A 15,482-nucleotide genomic window follows, 5' to 3' on the forward strand; every position below is an offset into this window, starting at 1 on the left:
GGATACGACTGCGGCCCCCTTCCGGAAAGGAAAGGGGGCCGGGTCACTGGTAGCGGGGACAGGATTTGAACCTGCGACCTCTGGGTTATGAGCCCAGCGAGCTACCGAGCTGCTCCACCCCGCGTCGGTACCCACAGCCTACGCCATCCAGGGGGTGGAGATTTACCAGCGCCCCGGCGTCACGGCGAGGGGCCCGGTCGACACCCCAACCGGGCCGCAGTCAGACGGAATTGAACGACCTGGTGACGCCCTTCGTCAGAGCCGGAGGCTGTGTGCGGGGCAGCAATGTGGTCCGCCGCAAGAAAATGTGCGCGCCGATGTCGATCCAGGCAGGCTGTGTTCGACGCAGGGGTGAGAGAAGGCCACCAACACGAGAGGTGAAGGCCATGCCCAAGGTCCGGGTTCACAACGTGACGATCTCGCTCGACGGCTTCGTCGCCGGCACGAACCAGCGACTCGACGCCCCCTTCGGTGACGGCGTCGGCTGGGGCGACGAGCTGCACAGCTGGTTCGTCTCCGCGATGGAGGACTCCGCCGCGGGCAAGACCGGAATCGATGTCGACTACTTCGTCCGCGGCGACCAGAATGTCGGCGCCACGATCATGGGGCGGAACATGTTCGGGCCGCAGCGCGGGCCGTGGGAGGACGAGTCCTGGAAGGGCTGGTGGGGCGACAATCCGCCTTACCACCACGACGTTTTCGTGCACACACACCATCTGCGCCCGACGCTGGAGATGGCCGGCGGAACTGTCTTCCACTTCACCGACGAACCGGTGGAGACGGTGCTGCAGCGTGCGGTCGACGCCGCGGACGGCAAGGACGTCCGGATCGGCGGCGGCGCGGCGGTCATCCAGCAGTACCTGCGCGCCAGGCTGATCGACGAGCTGCACTTGGTGATCGCGCCGATCCTCATCGGACGTGGGGAGCGGCTGCTCGAGAATCTGGGGGAGGGGATCGACGGCTACCGGGTTGCCGAGTTGGTCGGCTCCCCGACCGTCACGCACGCGGTCCTGGTCCGCCGCTGACACGCCCGGCACCGGTGGTGGCGTGCCGTATCCGGTCGGCGATGTCCTGTGTCAGCTCGACGTGATCGTCCTCAAGGTTCCACTTTCCCTTGCGGTAGGCCTGGTTGCTCACCCAGAACACCATCGTCTCGTCGCGGTGGAACTCCGCGACGGTCGCCAGTGACCAGTCGTTGCCCCCGTCGTGCCAGGCGAACCGGCCTTCGTCGGAGTCGATGACGACCCAGCCGTATCCGTAGGCGCCGTCCACCTCGGGTACCCGCACGTGCGGGGCGAACAGCTTCTGTTTCGCGGCTGTGGACAGGACGGTTTCGCCGGTGAGGGCGCGGTGCCAGCGGAACATGTCACGGGCGGTGGTGAGCATGCCGCCGTTACCGCGCAGATTCCAGTACGGCCCGTCGGGCGCCCACGGGTGGTCCATCGGCCGTCCCTGGGGGCGTCCGTTCCGGTCGTACTCGACGGCGACCTGCGCGCGCTTCCAGTCGGGCAGCACGTAACCGGTGCGGGTCATCCCGGCGGGCCGGAACAGGTGCTGGGCGAGGAAGTGTTCGTAGCTCTGCCCGGAGACCTTCTCGACGATCGCGGCGAGCAGGCTGTAGCCGAGGTTCGAGTAGTGAAACTCCTCGCCGGGACCCGACTGGAGTGGGGCCTTCATCGCCTGGGCCAGCATCTGCGCGCGTGTCAGCGGGTCGTAGTCGTCACCGAGCGACTGGGGCAGGCCCGCCGTGTGGGTGAGGAGCTGGTGCAGGGTGATGCCCTTCCTGTCGTCGGGCACCCGCCCGAGATGCGTGCCGATCGGGTCACCGACGTGGAGCTTGCCGGTCATCTCCAGCTTCAGGATCGCCGCCGCGGTGAACTGCTTCGTGATCGACATGTCGTCGTACACGGTGTCGCAGGTCGCGGGGGTCTTCGCGGAGCGGTCGGACAGTCCGCGCCCCGCACAGTGCGTGAGCTCGTCCCCTCGGGCGGTGGCCACCGTGATGCCGGGCCCCTCGGGGAGTGCCTCATCGAGGAAGCGTTCGACGGCCGGGTCGATCGGGTCCCGCGCCGAGGCGGCTGCCTCTTTCCCGCCGCCGGCCCCGGTTCCGGCCACAGTGTGGACATCCGAGCACCCGACGAGTGCGAGCACGAGCAACAGCACGAGGGAACCGGGACGAGTCACACATGCCTCCAAGTCAACGACGACGACAGATGTGAGCCGAGGCTGACCGCCGCTCCCGGCCCTCTTCAACACAGGGGCTGTGCGAGCTTGTGCGAGTTCCTGTACGCGCAGGTCAGCGCGGCCCACTTAATCGGAGGGACACCCCTGTGACGCCACCGCCCGTGCCTGCCCCCACCGCCGGAGAGGCCGCGTTCATGGCCGAGTTGCGCCGTCTCAAGGCCTGGTCGGGCCTCAGCTACCGGGAGTTGGAGCGCGCGGCGCACGCGGCAGGCGAGGTGCTCCCGTACTCGACGGCGGCGACGATGCTCCGCCGCGATCGCCTGCCCCGTGAGGCCGTTCTCGTCGCCTTCCTCATCGCCTGCGGCCTCGGCGCCGAGGACACTCGGCAATGGGTGGCCGCCCGCCGGGAACTCACGATGGGCGCACCGCCTTTCCCCGCACCCGCCCCGCAGCCGCCCGTGCTGCGAGGCCGACCGCGCCGGCTGCTCGCGGTTGTCGGCGCCGCAACGGCCGTGGCGTTCCTGGCCGGTGTGAGCGCGACGGCGATCGGCACGCTGACCGTGCAGGAGGAGCAGACGGTGGAGTACACGGGACAGCCCTGAAAACCACGTGCGGTGCGCGCCCTGCCCCATGCGTGCCGATGCATCGAGCATCGGGTGGCCTTCCGGCCAACTTCAGCCGGCCAACTGCCGTACTGCTCGCGGCTGATGGACAGGTGACGGTCTTCTGTGCGCAAGCTTCCGCCCGCAGGATCTGCATGTCCATGGCACTCTCGACGGTAAGGAAGCGCCCGTGAGAACGACGCACCGCACCGCACGAAGGGCGGCGGCCATCGCCGCTCTGGCAACTGTCCTCGCCGCGTCCCCCGTGACTGCGGCGGACCTGCCGACGGTGACCGCCACGAGCGAGACCGCGGCACTCCACGACGACGAGGCCGGCGGCAACTCCGACGCCGACGACCCCGCGATCTGGCGCAACCCCGCACACCCCGGACGCAGCCTCGTCGTGGCCACCGCCAAGGAAGGCGGCCTGCGGGTCTACGACCTGGACGCCCGCCTCGTGCAGTCGCTGCCGGCCCCGAAACCGCCCTCCGAGGACGACGCCCCGGGCCGCTTCAACAACGTCGACCTCGTCTCCGGCCTGCGCACCTCGACCGGCCGGACCGACGTGGCGGTCGTGAGTGACCGCGGCAACGACCGCCTGCGGATCTACCGCATCGCCCCCTCCCATCCCGGCGGGCCCCTGACCGACATCACCGACCCGGCCGCCGCACCCGTCTTCTCTACCGACCAGGCCGAGATCAACGACCAGCGCACCGCGTACGGCCTGGCCACCTGGAAGGACACGGCCACGGGACGGTCGTACGCCCTCGTCAGCCAGCGCGAACGCACCCGCCTGGCGCTGCTCGAACTCGTCCCGGCCGCAGACGGCACCGTCGGCTACCGCAAGGTCCGCACCCTCGACCTCCCGTCCTCCTTCCGTCTCCCGAACGGCACCTCCTGGACCCCCTGCCTGGAGCCCGGCGAACTCCCGCAGATCGAGGGCATGGTCGTCGACCCGGCCACCGGCACGCTCTACGCCGGCCAGGAGGACGTGGGCATCTGGCGGTTGCGCGCGGACCTCACCGGCAAGCCGGTCCTCGTGGACAAGGTCAAGGAGTACGGCGTGCCGGGGACGTACGACGAAGAGAGCGAGGAATGCACGCCGGGCGCCGACCCCGGATACGGCGGCACTCGCCTTTCGGCCGACGTCGAGGGTCTGACGCTTTATCAAGAGCCGGACGGGGACGGTTACTTGCTTGCCTCCAGTCAAGGTGACAACACCTTCGTCCTGTACGACCGCGAGGTGAGCGAAGGCAACGAGTACGAGGGCGGCTTCCGGATCGCTGCGGCCTCGCCGACCCTCGACAGCGTGGAGGAGTGCGACGGAGCGGCCGTCCTGAACGCCCCGCTGGGTGACCGCTATCCGCACGGCCTCCTCGTCGTCCAGGACGGCCAGGAGACACCCGAAGCACCGGACGGCGAGGGCGGCACACGTACGGCGACCGGCTTCAAGTTCGTCGACCTCGGCGCGGTCGTGGACGCCACCGACAGATGACTCCCTAGGGGCCGGGTTTCTCGGACTCGGCATCACGGGGGTAGTGCCGCTCGCCCTGTCGCTGGTCTTCGACGGCGTTCTCGACGGTGGCGTGGGCACCGCTTGGCTGACGTACCGCTTCAGCCGTGTTCTGATGCGTGATCAGACAGCTCTCGCCCCGACGGGGAACGACCTCGTGGGTACGTCGGGCAACGTGGTCACAGCCATCCCGGCGGACGGCTACGGCGAGATCCTGCTCCAACTCGCCGGTCAGCCGGTCAAGTTCGCCGCCCGCAGCACGGGTCCGGTGGCGCGGGGCGCCGAGGTGTGGGTGGAGGCGGCGCTGTCCGCCACGTCGGTCGCGGTCCGTCCGGTGGACCGCTGATTCTTCAACTCTTCTCTTTCGCACTGTCCGTGGTCACCCGCTACAAGGTGGCGGGTCCGAGTGAGGCGTTCGTCGTCACCGGGCGGCGCGGCAAGAAGTCCACGACCCGGATACGGGCCGGGGTGTTCACCGACAACAGCGGCCAGAAGGTCGTGGTCGGCGGCGGCGTGTTCGTCGTGCCGTTCGTGCAGCAGAAGTTCACGCTCGACCTGTCTCCCGGCACATCCCGGTCGCGTTGCGTGGCGCGGCAGAGGCTGAAGCGATGCACAAGAAGGGCGACGCGTATCAGCGGTACGGCGACGCGGCGATTCTGCAGATGCTTGTCGAGGTGCTGCCGGAGGTCGTCGCCAAGGCGTCCGAGCCGCTCAGCGCGGTGCAGAAGATGACGGTCATCTCCACCGACGGCGCCGGCCGCATCCCGCGCGCGGTCGCCGACAATGTCGCCCAGGGTCTCGAACTCCTCAACTCCACCACGGGCGTCGACCTCGCCGAGCTCCTGAAAGGCGTCACCCAGCGGACCTCGACTGCGGCCGGGGAGCAGCTCAACGGCAAGGCCGAGATCACCCGCTGAGGCTCACGAGGACCCGCTCACCGTTCGCTCGGTGGGCGGGTCCTCGCCGTTCGCACGGAGGCGTGCCCTGTCCGGCAGGTGCGTTCAGGAAACAAGCGCCGATGAAGGTTGCCGGAATCGGGCAATGTGCGGGTCGTCTCCGGACGGGCACCATCGGTCGCGGGGAGCACCACGGAGGGTTCCGGTGCCGGGCGCCTGTGGGCATCCGGCACCGGAACCCACGATCTTCACCTTTTGGCGTGCGCTAAACTCCCCTTCCGAGCACATTCGCTCTGGTGAGCGAATAGTTGCTCAGCCGTGAAGTGGTGGTCGGCGGTCGGACCGCTGACGTGAGGCGGGGGGTGTGACATGGGTCGGGTTGTCTGCGTGCGCGTCCACAACTCCGCTCGTGACAGCGTCCCCGATACGGGCGGCAGCGCCGGCCCGAGCCACTGCCCCGCACGCTGACGCTCCCCACCGCCGAAACGGCCGTTCCCGGCTTGCCGCGACCCGGCAGCAAGGGCCCCTTGCCCCTTTCCGAGCTGAGCCGCATGGCAGAGACCTCGCGGCCCTCGCCCCCTGCGGCCTCAACCTCTCGCTCTCGTCGTCGCACGCCCCCGACGAGAACCCGCGCACCCGTCCGGCATCGGGGCGACCCGCATGGCTGACACCCCTGCCCCCGGCACCCGCAACAGGCACAGACGCCGCCACCCAATCCCACCGACGGAGGAGTGACGCCCGTGCACGACACCACCGCCCTGCTCATCGAACTCGGAGCCATCATCCTGGCTCTGGGCCTGCTGGGCCGCCTTGCCGGGAAGTTCGGATTCTCGCCGATACCCCTGTACCTGCTCGCCGGACTCGCCTTCGGCCACGGCGGCATCCTGCCGCTGCAGGCCAGCGAGGAGTTCGTCGCCACCGGAGCCGAGATAGGCGTCATCCTCCTGTTGCTGCTGCTCGGTCTGGAGTACAGCGCCTCCGAACTCGTCACCAACCTCAAGACCCAATACCCCTCCGGCGCAGTCGACTTCGTGCTCAATGCGACTCCGGGAGCGGCAATGGCGCTCCTGCTCGGCTGGGGGCCGGTGGCCGCCGTCGCGCTGGCGGGCGTCACGTGGATCTCCTCCTCCGGCGTCATCGCGAAGGTACTGGGGGACCTGCGCAGGCTCGGTAACCGCGAGACGCCGGTCGTCCTGAGCGTTCTGGTTCTGGAAGACCTCTCCATGGCCCTCTACCTGCCTGTCCTCACCGCCTTGCTGGCCGGGGTGAGCCTGGCGGGAGGCGCGGTCACCCTGCTGATCGCCCTGGGCACGGTCGGCGCGGTTCTGTATGTCGCCCTGCGCCATGGCCGGTTGGTGAGCCGGGCGGTTTCCTCCGACAGCGCCGAGATGCTTCTGTTGGTCGTCTTCGGCCTGGCCCTGCTGGTCTCCGGGGTCGCCCAGCACTTGCAGGTGTCGGCGGCGGTGGGCGCGTTCCTGGTCGGCATCGCTCTGTCCGGAGAGGTCGCCGAAGGTGCCGGCAGTCTTCTCACGCCCCTGCGGGATCTGTTCGCCGCGGTGTTTTTCGTCTTCTTCGGCCTGCACACAGACCCCGCGGACATCCCGCCGGTCCTTATGCCGGCACTCGCGTTGGCCGCCATCACCACCTTGACGAAGGTCGCCACCGGCTACTGGGCGGCACGGCGTGCCGGGATATCGGTGAGGGGCCGGTGGCGGGCCGGCGGCACGCTGGTCGCGCGCGGTGAGTTCTCCATCGTCATCGCCGGACTGGCCGTCGGCGTCGAACCCGGGATCGGCCCGCTCGCCACTGCCTACGTCCTTATCCTGCTCGTCCTCGGACCGCTTGCCGCACGATGGACCGAACCCCTCGCGCGCCGCCTCACCACCCGCTCCAGGACGGGTAATTCGCCCGACACGACCGTGCCGGCCGAGCTCGGCGAAGTCGTGCGGGCGAACGGCTGAGCGCGGGGAACACGCGGCCGACGACATACCGACCGAACGGGGATGACATGAACAGCCAGAGCACAGCGGAGACGTTCCTCGACGGATTCGCCACGATCCTGACGGACGCCACTGGCACCGGACGCCACCTGACCCGTGACGAGATCGAGTCCCGTCGGGCCCTGGGCGCACGGGCGGCCGAGGCCGGACTTGGCTGGCGCACCCTCGTACGCGCGCACCTCGTGGCCAGCCGCGACGGCTGGCCACGAGCGGCCGATCCGGACAGCGTCCTCACCGTCGTCGAGCAGGCGGTGGACGCCTTCGCCGACGGATACGAGCGCGCGCAACGACTCGTCATCCGCAAAGAAGAGGCCGCCCGCCGGGAGTTCATCGACGACCTGCTGCACGGTCGCGGCGACCCGGGCCAACTCGCCGCGCGTTCCGAACGGTTCGGGCTGCGGCTGTCCCGCGCCCACGCGGTGGCCGTGGTCGAGGGGCCGGAGGAGTACGACGAGACCGACCCCGTTCCCCGGCAGGTGGCCGGCGAGCTGTTCGCGCGTTTCGAGAACCGCCGGATCCTGTTCACCACCAAGGACGGCCGGATGGTGTGCATCGCCCCCGCCGACCAGGACGACGTCCTCACGCATTTCGCCAAGCACGCCTACGCCGCAGCCGGCCGGGCCCAGGCCGCCATCGGCCGACCCCGACCGGGCACGATCGGCATCGGACACAGCTACGAAGAGGCCCTCAACGCGCTCGACGTGGCTCAGCGCATGGGCCTCGACGAGCCGTTGCTGCGCGCCGCCGACCTGCTGGTCTTCCCCGTCCTGGCCCGGGACCGGCAGGCGCTGGTGGACCTCGTACGCAACACCGTGGGGCCGCTGGAACAGGCACGCGGTGGAGCGCGGCCCCTGCTCGACACTCTCACCGCCTACTTCGACAGCGGCTGCGTGGCCGCGGCCACGGCCCGGCGGCTGTCCCTCAGCGTGCGCGCGCTCACCTACCGGCTCGATCGCATTCACACCCTGACCGGCAGCGACCCGACCGACCCCGGCCACCGCTACACCCTGCAGACCGCGGTGATCGGCGCCCGCCTGCTCGACTGGCCCACCAGACCCCTGCACTCGGCCGGCACCTCCACCTAGACCTACGGCGAGCAGCCCCCAACCGCCCACCCGACGCTCCAGTCGCGAGTGGGGCCTCTGCGTCCTCGTGCAGTGCACCGGATCCGGACGGCCGCCGCCCTCGGCCATGCCCGTCCCGCGACCGGTTGCCACCCCCCTGGTGTGGGCCACGGCCTTTGGCGGTGCCCTGGTCCTGGTGGCGCTGCACAACGTCTTCGTGGGCACGGACCGCCCCGGTGTCGCCCTGGCCGGGCTGTCGTTGCTGGCCGTCGCACTGGGACTGTGCGCCCGCTTCACCGCCGCCCCCGGCACGGCGGTGCTGTGCTGGCTGTTCCTCAACGGCTTCGCGATCCCACCCGTGGGCACCCTCACCTGGGCCGCGCCTCGGGACACCTTCTGGCTCGCCAGTCTGTGCGCGGCGGCTCTCGTCGGCACGGTGCTCGCCCGGATCGTCCATGCCCGGGCCGCCTACCGTCGTGTCACCGTCGGACAAGTGCCCCTCCCGGCAGAGCCCGACGACCTGCGCGCCGGTGACTGACCTCGACGAGTGCTGACGGCAGAAGTGTGGCGGCACCCCGGACGGCGGCGGTGTGCGGGGCGGGTACGGGCTGGACCGGGTGGCGCAGCCGTGTGGCGAGGGCGTGGGTGATGCCGGCGCGCAGTGCGCCTCCGCCTGCCAGAAGCACACCTCGCTGCAGGGCGTCGAGCGTCTGCGGAGTGCGGTCCTGTTCCACCATCAGGGTCACCATTTCCGTGACCGCGTCCGCGATCTGCGTGGCCGGGGTTTGGCTGTCGAGGTCGCTGGTGCCGAGCAGAGTGCGGCGGGCGTCGGTCACGCTGCCGTTGACGAGCAGGACGGCCTCGGTGACGTGGGCGCCGATGTCCACCACGAGCAGAGGCCGGGTCAGATCGGCACCGGCAGCCGTGGCCACGGCTCGGGCGGACGGGACGGTCAGCACGGTGGGCGGCTCCAGCGTTTCCAGCGCGCTGCGGGCTTCGGTACGGAAGGCGACCCCGCCCAGGACGGGCATGGTCAGGACGATCAGACGACGGCCGAAGCGGGGGAGGCGGTGGCGCAGCAACCGGGCGAGCATCCGAGCCGTTGCCGGGGTGTCGACGATGGTGCCGCGCTGGATGGGGTGGACGTCACCGTCGCCGGGAAACGCCACCGTGGGTACGTCGAGGATGGTGCCGCGCACGGACACCCAGGCGCGGGTACGGGCGCTGCCGAGGTCGAGGGCGATGCCGGAGCAGGAGCGGTACAACGGCCAGTTCCGGTTCGGGGCAGTCACGCTACGGGGCAGGACTGTCGGCGTCACAGGCCTGCCTCCCTGACGTGTTGGCAGCGGGCGCAGTAGCGGGCTCGTGTCAGGGCTGCTTCCACGTCGGCGAGGATCATGCGGGCGGCATCGGCGAGCTTGATGTGGACCTAGCGGTGGGAGGCGGTCTGCCGGTCGAGGCCCGCGTCGGAGCCCGGCGCCGTGGCACCGGCGAGGTGCTGGAGCTGGGCCTCGCGGAACAGGCGCTGCTCCAGCAGGTGGTCTCGCAGTGCGGTCAGGTCGTCGAGCGGCAGGGTCGTCTCGCGGTCGGCGGTGATCTGACGGTTCACCAATTCACCCCTCCTCAGCACACGGCGCAGGAACGTGTGGATCACGTGGCGAGCGATGGCTGGTCATGGTCCGGAGCTGAAATCACCGGCCTGACACCGACCTGAGGAGGCGGGCGAATTGGCCGCCGTGGTGCTCGTTCACGGCCTGTACCACCGCCCCGAGCACTTCGCCGTGGTCGCAGAACGCCTGCGGAGCTCGGGAACCGACGTTGTCGTTCCCGAGCTCCACCGCGGCTCGTTGCGCGCTGACACGACCGCGGTCCAGGCAGTCATCGACTCCTTGCACGAGCCTCCGATCCTGCTCGGCCACTCCTACGGCGGATCAGTGATCACCGGGGTACGGGGAGCGGGACACTTGATCTATCTGGCGGCCTTCGTGCCGGACGCCGACGAGAGTGCGGCCGGTCTGGGCGGGGCGTCCCCACAGCTCCAGGACGCGATCAACCTTGAGCCCGACGGCGCGACCAGCCTGGACCCCGACCGGGCTGTCGACACCCTCTACGGCGACTGTCCCGAACCTCTCGCCGCCTGGGCAGTCGGCCTGCTGCGTGCGCAAGCCCCCGGCTGCGGGCGAGGAGTCCCAGCGCACCAGAGCTGGAAGCACACTGACTCCACCTATGTCGTCTGCGCGCAGGACCGGGCCATCGACCCGGGCCTGTAACGGAAGATGGCCACTCGCTGCACCGAGGTGCACGAGTGGCAGACAGGCCACTCCCCGTTCATAGGACAGCCCGACCTCATCGTCGAACTCCTGGAGTCGTACACGCGCCGCCGGGCAGGACAGTGATCCCGGCGCTCTGAGGGCGTCCGCCGGGCCGCCGAGGGGAGTGCGTCCTCCCAGGGCGCATGATCGCCCGCCCGCTGGGCACGATGTCCTTCACCAGCGCGTCGGCGAGGGTGAAGGCAGCCGGTGCGGGCCAGATTCCGCAGCGGACGCGCAGCACACGGAGGTGTCATGAATCGTCAGGCCCGGGTTCGCGTCCGTGTCAGCCGTCGGCCCAGCGCGCCGCGGAACATCGAGATCGACCGCCGGACGCCTTCGGGGCGCATCCTTCCCTACTGAGCACAAACGGCTGCGGCACAGCCGCCGTTGGCCTTCGGGCCCGGCGCTGTGCCGCAGTCTTGTGCTGTAGGCGGGGCCGGGTCCCGCACCCCGTCGGTCAGCCGCGGTCAGTCGCAGGGGCTTGCGTTCAGGGCGAAGGCGGCAGGGGAGGGGTTGGTCCCGCTGAGGGATCCCTGGACGCCGAAACTCGCTGTCGCGCCCGGTGCGATCGCTCGGTTCCAGTCGACGTTGCGGGCCACGACGGCGGCCCCGCTCTGGGTGACGGTCGCGTTCCAGGCGCTGGTCACACGCTGGCTGCCCGGGTAGCTCCAGGTCAACTGCCATCCGCTGACGGCGGATTGGCCCGTGTTCTTGACGGTCAGGGTCGCCGTGAAGCCGTCGCTCCAGGCGTTGTCCACCTTGTACGTCACCGCGCAGGCCGCGGCAGGCTGCTCACCGCCGGTGGACGTCCGCTCGGCGGCGTAGGCGGTGAGCCAGGCCAGCGGAGCGTTCCAGTTGACGGCCACTTCATTGGTCGAGTACGAACCGATGTCGTCGACATAACAAGCGGCGGGCGCGCAACCGGCCAGCTTCTCCTGCGCCACCGGGTCCTGGAGGTCGTCGTTGGGACCACCCGCGAGTGAACCCGCCGGAGGGTTGGGCAGCGAGGCGTCCGACTGGTGCGCCCAGAAGCGGTGGTGCTGGTTGCGGGAGTCCTTCTCGCCGTAGCCGGTGACGTAGGACTGGCCGATGGCGTTACGGCCGAGCAGGTAGTCCATCGTCTCCAATGCGCCGGCGCGGTAGCGCCCGTTGCCGGTCAGCTCCCCGGCGACGGCCATGACGATCGCGTTGCCGGCGACCTCGCCGTTGGAGCCCCAGAAATATCCGTCCGCCGGGATGGGCACGGCGTAACCTTGCGCGGCCATCCTGGACAGATGGCCGTCGGCGGCCGACGTCACCGAGGTGCGGATGCGCGCCAGGTCGGAGGCGGGCAGTCCGTTGGGGACCGTGGCCAGGGTGAGCCGGCCCAGGGCCGCCGTGTCGGCCCAGCCGAAGCCGTACGAGGTGAAGGCGTCGGCGGAGGTGTGCCAGGACGAGGACGTCACGGCGTCCCGGTAGGCGCTCTCGCCGGTCGTCGCGTACAGCTCGGCGGCCGCCCAGTAGAACTCGTCCGTGACCCGGGCGTCGCCGTAGGCCCCGCCGCCGGTGCTGTCGGAATCCGGCGCGTACATCGCGGGGTTGGCCTGGGCCGCCGTCCAGGCCCGGCGGGCGGCCGCCAGACAGCGGTCGGCGTAGGCCGCGTCGTACGGGCGGAAGACCCGGGCGCACTGGGCGGCGCTCGCCGCGAGGTTGAGGGTCGCCGCGGTGGACGGGCGGTGCAGCTCGCGCTGTTGGGCGTCCTGCTCCGGGCGGGTCGGGATGCCGGTCCAGTTGGCGTCGTGGATCTTGTGGAAGGCCATGCCCGAGTACGGCTTGCCCACGGGTACCTGCATCCGCATCAGGAAGTCCAGCTCCCAGCGTGCCTCGTCCAGGACGTCCGGGGTGCCGTTGCCGCGCTCGGGCACGCGCAGTGTCGAGTCGCCCAGGGCGGCGTCCTTGCCCGCACGCTTGGCCCGCTCGAAGGAGTTGACGACCAGCCAGGCGGAAATGCCGCCGTTGACCACGTACTTGCCGTGGTCGCCGGCGTCGTACCAGCCGCCTCTGACGTCCTGGGTGTAGTCGCAGACCCCGGACTGGCAGGGGACGGAGGTGTCGCCCTTGTTGGGCGCGACGCCGAGGTGTCCGGCCAGGTGGGCATAGGCGGAGCCCACCAGAGAGGCGTCGACGGCGATGCCGCTGCGCTGGTGGTAGAAGAACGCCATCGAGTCGGAGCGCAGCCCGTCGTAGAGGTTCGCGCGGATGTCGAACGGGTCGCTGTTGCTGCCGTCCACCGTCAGGACGTAGCCCGAGCCCGTGTCCTGATACGAGGAGAAGTCGGCCACCTGGACGGACTGGCCGGAGGGCGTGTCCGCGCCGCGCGGGGTCGTGGAGCCGGACGAGACCACGGTTCCGGAGGCGTTGCGCAGCTGCCAGGTGAGCGACTGCGTGGACGTGGTGACGACAGTGGCGCGCTTGGGGCCGTCGGGCAGGTAGCCGACCTGGTTGACGCGCACGGCACTGGTCGCCGCGGCGGCGGTGGGGGCGGTCAGCAGGCCGCCGAGGACGAGTGAGCTCGTCAGCAGGGCGACTGCGAGGGGCCTGCTGTGGTGACGTAACGAGGTGAAGGCATGCATGAGCGGCTCCTGGTGGGGTGTTTGCGGGGGTTGGGAGCGCTCCCATCACGAGCCTGTCATGCACACGATGACCCGTCAATTGGTGTGCACGGGGGGAAACATGGGACGTCCCGCCCCGCGCTCGGCGGGGCGGGTGTCGGTCACTGGCCTGGCGTGAGGATGTAGGTGTTGAGGGTTCTGACCGTGCTGAGCGGGGTGGGGGAGCCCAGCTCGTAGCGGTCCACGGCCAGGTAGGTGGGCTTCTTGCGGGCGGCGGGTGTGCAGAAGTTCTGGGCGCGGTTGAGGAGTTTGCCGTTGTCGGTCGTGGCGGTGGCGGTGACGGTGTAGTCGCGGAAGTGGTTCATGACAAACAGGGGATGGAAGGCGGACGAGTCGGTGGTCAGTGGTCTGCCGGTGCCCCAGCGGCTGTAGCAGGACCAGTCGGAGGTGCCGATCCCGCCGCCCATGGACCAGTAGTTCTCCACGGTCCATTCACGCTGGTACATCACTCCGAAGCTGTCCCGGCTGGTCCAGCCGTTCGCGCTGTCGCTGGCGCGGGTGCGGTCGCTGAAGATCAGCAACTGCTTGCCGCGGGCGGCCAGGTCGGCCACGGTCGGCCAGCCGTGGGTGGTCACGCCCTCCTGGTCGGGCCGGTACAGCACGTCGTACAGCCCCTCGACCGAGGCGAGCGAGGACTTCAGTACGTCGGAGGAGGCGTAGTCCTCCAGGAACACGGTGACGAACTGGCCCGGGTTCGCCTTGAGGAAGTCGACCATGCGCTTGAGGTCGGTGGCGAGCGGGACGGGGCTGCTGACGCCGTCGCAACTGTTGTGGCACAGCACGGCCTGGCCCGAGACGGTGTAGTCGTCCAGCATGAAGCCGCGTACGCCGTCGCTCAGTTGTTGGCTGATGCCGTAGTTCTGGTTGGGGAACAGGTTGACCGGGAACGAGGCGAAGTTACCGTCGGCGCTGTTGGCGAAGGCGTTGTGCGAGGTCAGGAAGGTGACCTGGTCCAGGGTGCGGGTGTCCGCCGACGCGGGCGTGGTGGCGTAGGCGGTCGGGGTCAGGTGCCAGCGGGCCAGGTCGCCCGACGATCCGAGCTGTATGGCGGCCGAGTCGGAGGACGAGGTGGTGAGGTACTGCGAGGTGCCGGGGACGGAGACGGTGTACGTACTGTCCGCGGCCGTGGTGATCGTCCATGTGGTGCCGTCCGCGCCACAGGCCGTCGTCACCGCTGAGGTGCCGTTGCCGCCGAGGCAGGTGTCGGACTCGTCGGCGTTCCGCAGCCGGTAGCCGCCGCTGACCGGGACCGGGGTCCACTGCTGGTGGCCCTCGGTCCCCTTGGGATTGTGCGCGACGACGGTACCGCCGCTGTCGGTCGCGTTCAGGCCGGTCGCGTAATTCTGGAGGTAGACCGAGGCGGTGGGGACGGCTGCCGCGGCCTGACCAGGGGACAGCACGGGCAGGGTGAGGGCGAGCGCGGCGGTGCCGCACAGGGCGCGCAGGGGGCGCATGTGCACGGTGGTTCCTTTCACTCCGGCACTGCGGGTGTTGTGGCAGAGACATGACATATCCGAAGGGGTAGGTGCGGTGCCAGGCCTGACACATGAACTGTTGCGTCCTGCCCGGGATATGACGTTCCATCAGAGAGCGAACCGTGGCTCGTCAGCTCTCCTCGTCGTCGGTGAGCAGGAACGCGGGCCGGGTGTGGTCCCAACCCGGCACCTCCAGCGCGTTGAGCGCTGAGACGATGCGCTTTTCCTCATAGGTGAAGTGCGTTTCGACGAGCGCGGCGAGGCTGTCCAACTCGCGCCGGAATTCAGTGGGGTCGGACTCCCGGTCCAGTGCGCCGACGAGCCGCTCGAGCCGTTGCAAGGAGTCGTCCACCAGCCGGTGGTCGCGCCGCAACTCCTCGAGCACGGGGCTCAGTTGGGGGAACTGTGCGGCGATCTCGGTGAAGGCGAAGTCGTTCTCGCCGTTGTGGTGCCGGTCCAGTGCCGAGCAGAAGGTCAGGCAGTGGGTCCGCAACTCGCGGACTCGGGTGCCGCCGGAGAGATAGGAATCGACGTCCTGACGCAGTGCTGCGAGCTCCTCGCGGAGCCAGAGGTGTACTTCGATCAACTGGTTGCCGAAGGCTGTCAGGCGCCCGTGTGATGTGGTCAAGGCAGTTCCGTGGCTTCGACGCCTCCATGCCCTCGACGGTCTCTTCGCCGGGTGCACGCGACGTTGATCCAAGGTCCTACCAACGGCGCAAACGATCTGTCAATCGCGGCAACGTGAGACGGGCGCCGGCCTGGGGGCTCAGAGGGCGATGCGGTCT

General features: G+C 69.7%; 15 protein-coding genes, 1 tRNA gene and 1 pseudogene. 9 read left to right on the forward strand and 8 right to left on the reverse strand.

Going from position 1 to position 15,482, the window contains the following annotated elements; all coding sequences use genetic code 11:
* Positions 1 to 47: 47 nt before the first annotated feature.
* Positions 48 to 124: transfer RNA gene (locus QF037_RS44035), tRNA-Met, on the reverse strand.
* A gap of 262 nt (positions 125 to 386) precedes the next feature.
* Between QF037_RS44035 and QF037_RS44040 the strand changes: the two genes are divergently transcribed.
* A complete protein-coding gene (locus QF037_RS44040; protein WP_307035313.1) occupies positions 387 to 1,025 on the forward strand; it encodes a dihydrofolate reductase family protein in 639 nt (212 codons plus the stop codon).
* Here QF037_RS44040 and QF037_RS44045 read toward each other — a convergent pair.
* Entirely contained in the window at positions 997 to 2,184 is a 1,188-nt protein-coding gene (locus QF037_RS44045) for a serine hydrolase domain-containing protein (RefSeq protein WP_307035314.1), read from the reverse strand. The genes QF037_RS44040 and QF037_RS44045 overlap by 29 nt on opposite strands.
* Positions 2,185 to 2,345: 161 nt before the next feature.
* Here QF037_RS44045 and QF037_RS44050 point away from each other — a divergent pair, with 161 nt between their 5' ends.
* The 3 genes from QF037_RS44050 to QF037_RS44060 all read left to right on the forward strand — a co-directional run bounded on the left by QF037_RS44050 (position 2,346) and on the right by QF037_RS44060 (position 4,645).
* Positions 2,346 to 2,786 carry a hypothetical protein gene (locus QF037_RS44050; protein WP_307035316.1) on the forward strand — a complete coding sequence of 147 codons (441 nt, stop codon included), beginning with the start codon at positions 2,346 to 2,348 and terminating at the stop codon, positions 2,784 to 2,786.
* A gap of 190 nt (positions 2,787 to 2,976) precedes the next feature.
* Positions 2,977 to 4,281: a phytase gene (locus QF037_RS44055; protein ID WP_373463890.1), complete on the forward strand. Its 1,305-nt coding sequence runs from the start codon at positions 2,977 to 2,979 to the stop codon at positions 4,279 to 4,281.
* A 43-nt stretch (positions 4,282 to 4,324) separates the two neighbouring features.
* Positions 4,325 to 4,645 (forward strand): hypothetical protein, encoded by a 321-nt coding sequence (locus QF037_RS44060; RefSeq protein WP_307035318.1) that lies wholly within the window; start codon positions 4,325 to 4,327, stop codon positions 4,643 to 4,645.
* A 40-nt stretch (positions 4,646 to 4,685) separates the two neighbouring features.
* On the opposite strand, the gene QF037_RS44065 is transcribed toward QF037_RS44060, so the two are convergent.
* Positions 4,686 to 4,847: a hypothetical protein gene (locus tag QF037_RS44065; protein ID WP_307035320.1), complete on the reverse strand. Its 162-nt coding sequence runs from the start codon at positions 4,845 to 4,847 to the stop codon at positions 4,686 to 4,688.
* Between the two features lie 60 nt (positions 4,848 to 4,907).
* Here QF037_RS44065 and QF037_RS44070 point away from each other — a divergent pair, with 60 nt between their 5' ends.
* From QF037_RS44070 to QF037_RS44085, 4 genes are all read left to right on the forward strand, one after another.
* On the forward strand, positions 4,908 to 5,216 hold the full coding sequence (locus QF037_RS44070) for a flotillin domain-containing protein (protein ID WP_373463891.1): 309 nt from the start codon (positions 4,908 to 4,910) through the stop codon (positions 5,214 to 5,216).
* 719 nt (positions 5,217 to 5,935) lie between these two features.
* Positions 5,936 to 7,156, forward strand: coding sequence for a cation:proton antiporter (locus tag QF037_RS44075; RefSeq protein WP_307035322.1), 1,221 nt, complete (start codon positions 5,936 to 5,938; stop codon positions 7,154 to 7,156).
* Positions 7,157 to 7,203: 47 nt separating this feature from the next.
* Complete coding sequence (locus QF037_RS44080) at positions 7,204 to 8,280, forward strand: PucR family transcriptional regulator (protein WP_307035324.1); 1,077 nt, start codon at positions 7,204 to 7,206, stop codon at positions 8,278 to 8,280.
* Between the two features lie 106 nt (positions 8,281 to 8,386).
* On the forward strand, positions 8,387 to 8,797 hold the full coding sequence (locus tag QF037_RS44085) for a hypothetical protein (protein WP_307035326.1): 411 nt from the start codon (positions 8,387 to 8,389) through the stop codon (positions 8,795 to 8,797).
* Here QF037_RS44085 and QF037_RS44090 read toward each other — a convergent pair.
* Together QF037_RS44090 and QF037_RS44095 are read right to left on the reverse strand one after the other, a co-directional pair.
* Positions 8,739 to 9,551 (reverse strand): hypothetical protein, encoded by an 813-nt coding sequence (locus QF037_RS44090; protein ID WP_307035327.1) that lies wholly within the window; start codon positions 9,549 to 9,551, stop codon positions 8,739 to 8,741. The two genes, QF037_RS44085 and QF037_RS44090, sit on opposite strands and share 59 nt — an antisense overlap.
* A gap of 137 nt (positions 9,552 to 9,688) precedes the next feature.
* Entirely contained in the window at positions 9,689 to 9,868 is a 180-nt protein-coding gene (locus QF037_RS44095) for a hypothetical protein (RefSeq protein WP_307035329.1), read from the reverse strand.
* Positions 9,869 to 9,986: 118 nt separating this feature from the next.
* Between QF037_RS44095 and QF037_RS44100 the strand changes: the two are divergent.
* Positions 9,987 to 10,655 (forward strand): annotated as a pseudogene (locus QF037_RS44100) (alpha/beta hydrolase).
* Positions 10,656 to 11,038: 383 nt separating this feature from the next.
* On the opposite strand, the gene QF037_RS44105 reads toward QF037_RS44100, so the two are convergent.
* From QF037_RS44105 to QF037_RS44115, 3 genes are all read right to left on the reverse strand, one after another.
* Positions 11,039 to 13,183 carry a glycoside hydrolase family 9 protein gene (locus QF037_RS44105; protein WP_307035330.1) on the reverse strand — a complete coding sequence of 715 codons (2,145 nt, stop codon included), beginning with the start codon at positions 13,181 to 13,183 and terminating at the stop codon, positions 11,039 to 11,041.
* A 140-nt stretch (positions 13,184 to 13,323) separates the two neighbouring features.
* Complete coding sequence (locus tag QF037_RS44110) at positions 13,324 to 14,676, reverse strand: RICIN domain-containing protein (protein WP_307037686.1); 1,353 nt, start codon at positions 14,674 to 14,676, stop codon at positions 13,324 to 13,326.
* A gap of 151 nt (positions 14,677 to 14,827) precedes the next feature.
* Positions 14,828 to 15,325 (reverse strand): hemerythrin domain-containing protein, encoded by a 498-nt coding sequence (locus tag QF037_RS44115; RefSeq protein WP_307035332.1) that lies wholly within the window; start codon positions 15,323 to 15,325, stop codon positions 14,828 to 14,830.
* Positions 15,326 to 15,482: the final 157 nt, after the last annotated feature.

Source organism: Streptomyces canus, assembly GCF_030815415.1.
In the GTDB taxonomy this organism is placed as follows: Bacteria; Actinomycetota; Actinomycetes; order Streptomycetales; family Streptomycetaceae; genus Streptomyces; species Streptomyces canus_F.

Coding starts and splice junctions, on each gene's coding strand:
- QF037_RS44040 (WP_307035313.1), top strand. CDS start 387: ATGCCCAAGGTCCGGGTTCACAACGTGACGATCTCGCTCGACGGCTTC.
- QF037_RS44080 (WP_307035324.1), top strand. CDS start 7,204: ATGAACAGCCAGAGCACAGCGGAGACGTTCCTCGACGGATTCGCCACG.
- QF037_RS44085 (WP_307035326.1), top strand. CDS start 8,387: ATGCCCGTCCCGCGACCGGTTGCCACCCCCCTGGTGTGGGCCACGGCC.
- QF037_RS44070 (WP_373463891.1), top strand. CDS start 4,908: ATGCACAAGAAGGGCGACGCGTATCAGCGGTACGGCGACGCGGCGATT.
- QF037_RS44110 (WP_307037686.1), bottom strand. CDS start 14,676: ATGCGCCCCCTGCGCGCCCTGTGCGGCACCGCCGCGCTCGCCCTCACC.
- QF037_RS44105 (WP_307035330.1), bottom strand. CDS start 13,183: ATGCATGCCTTCACCTCGTTACGTCACCACAGCAGGCCCCTCGCAGTC.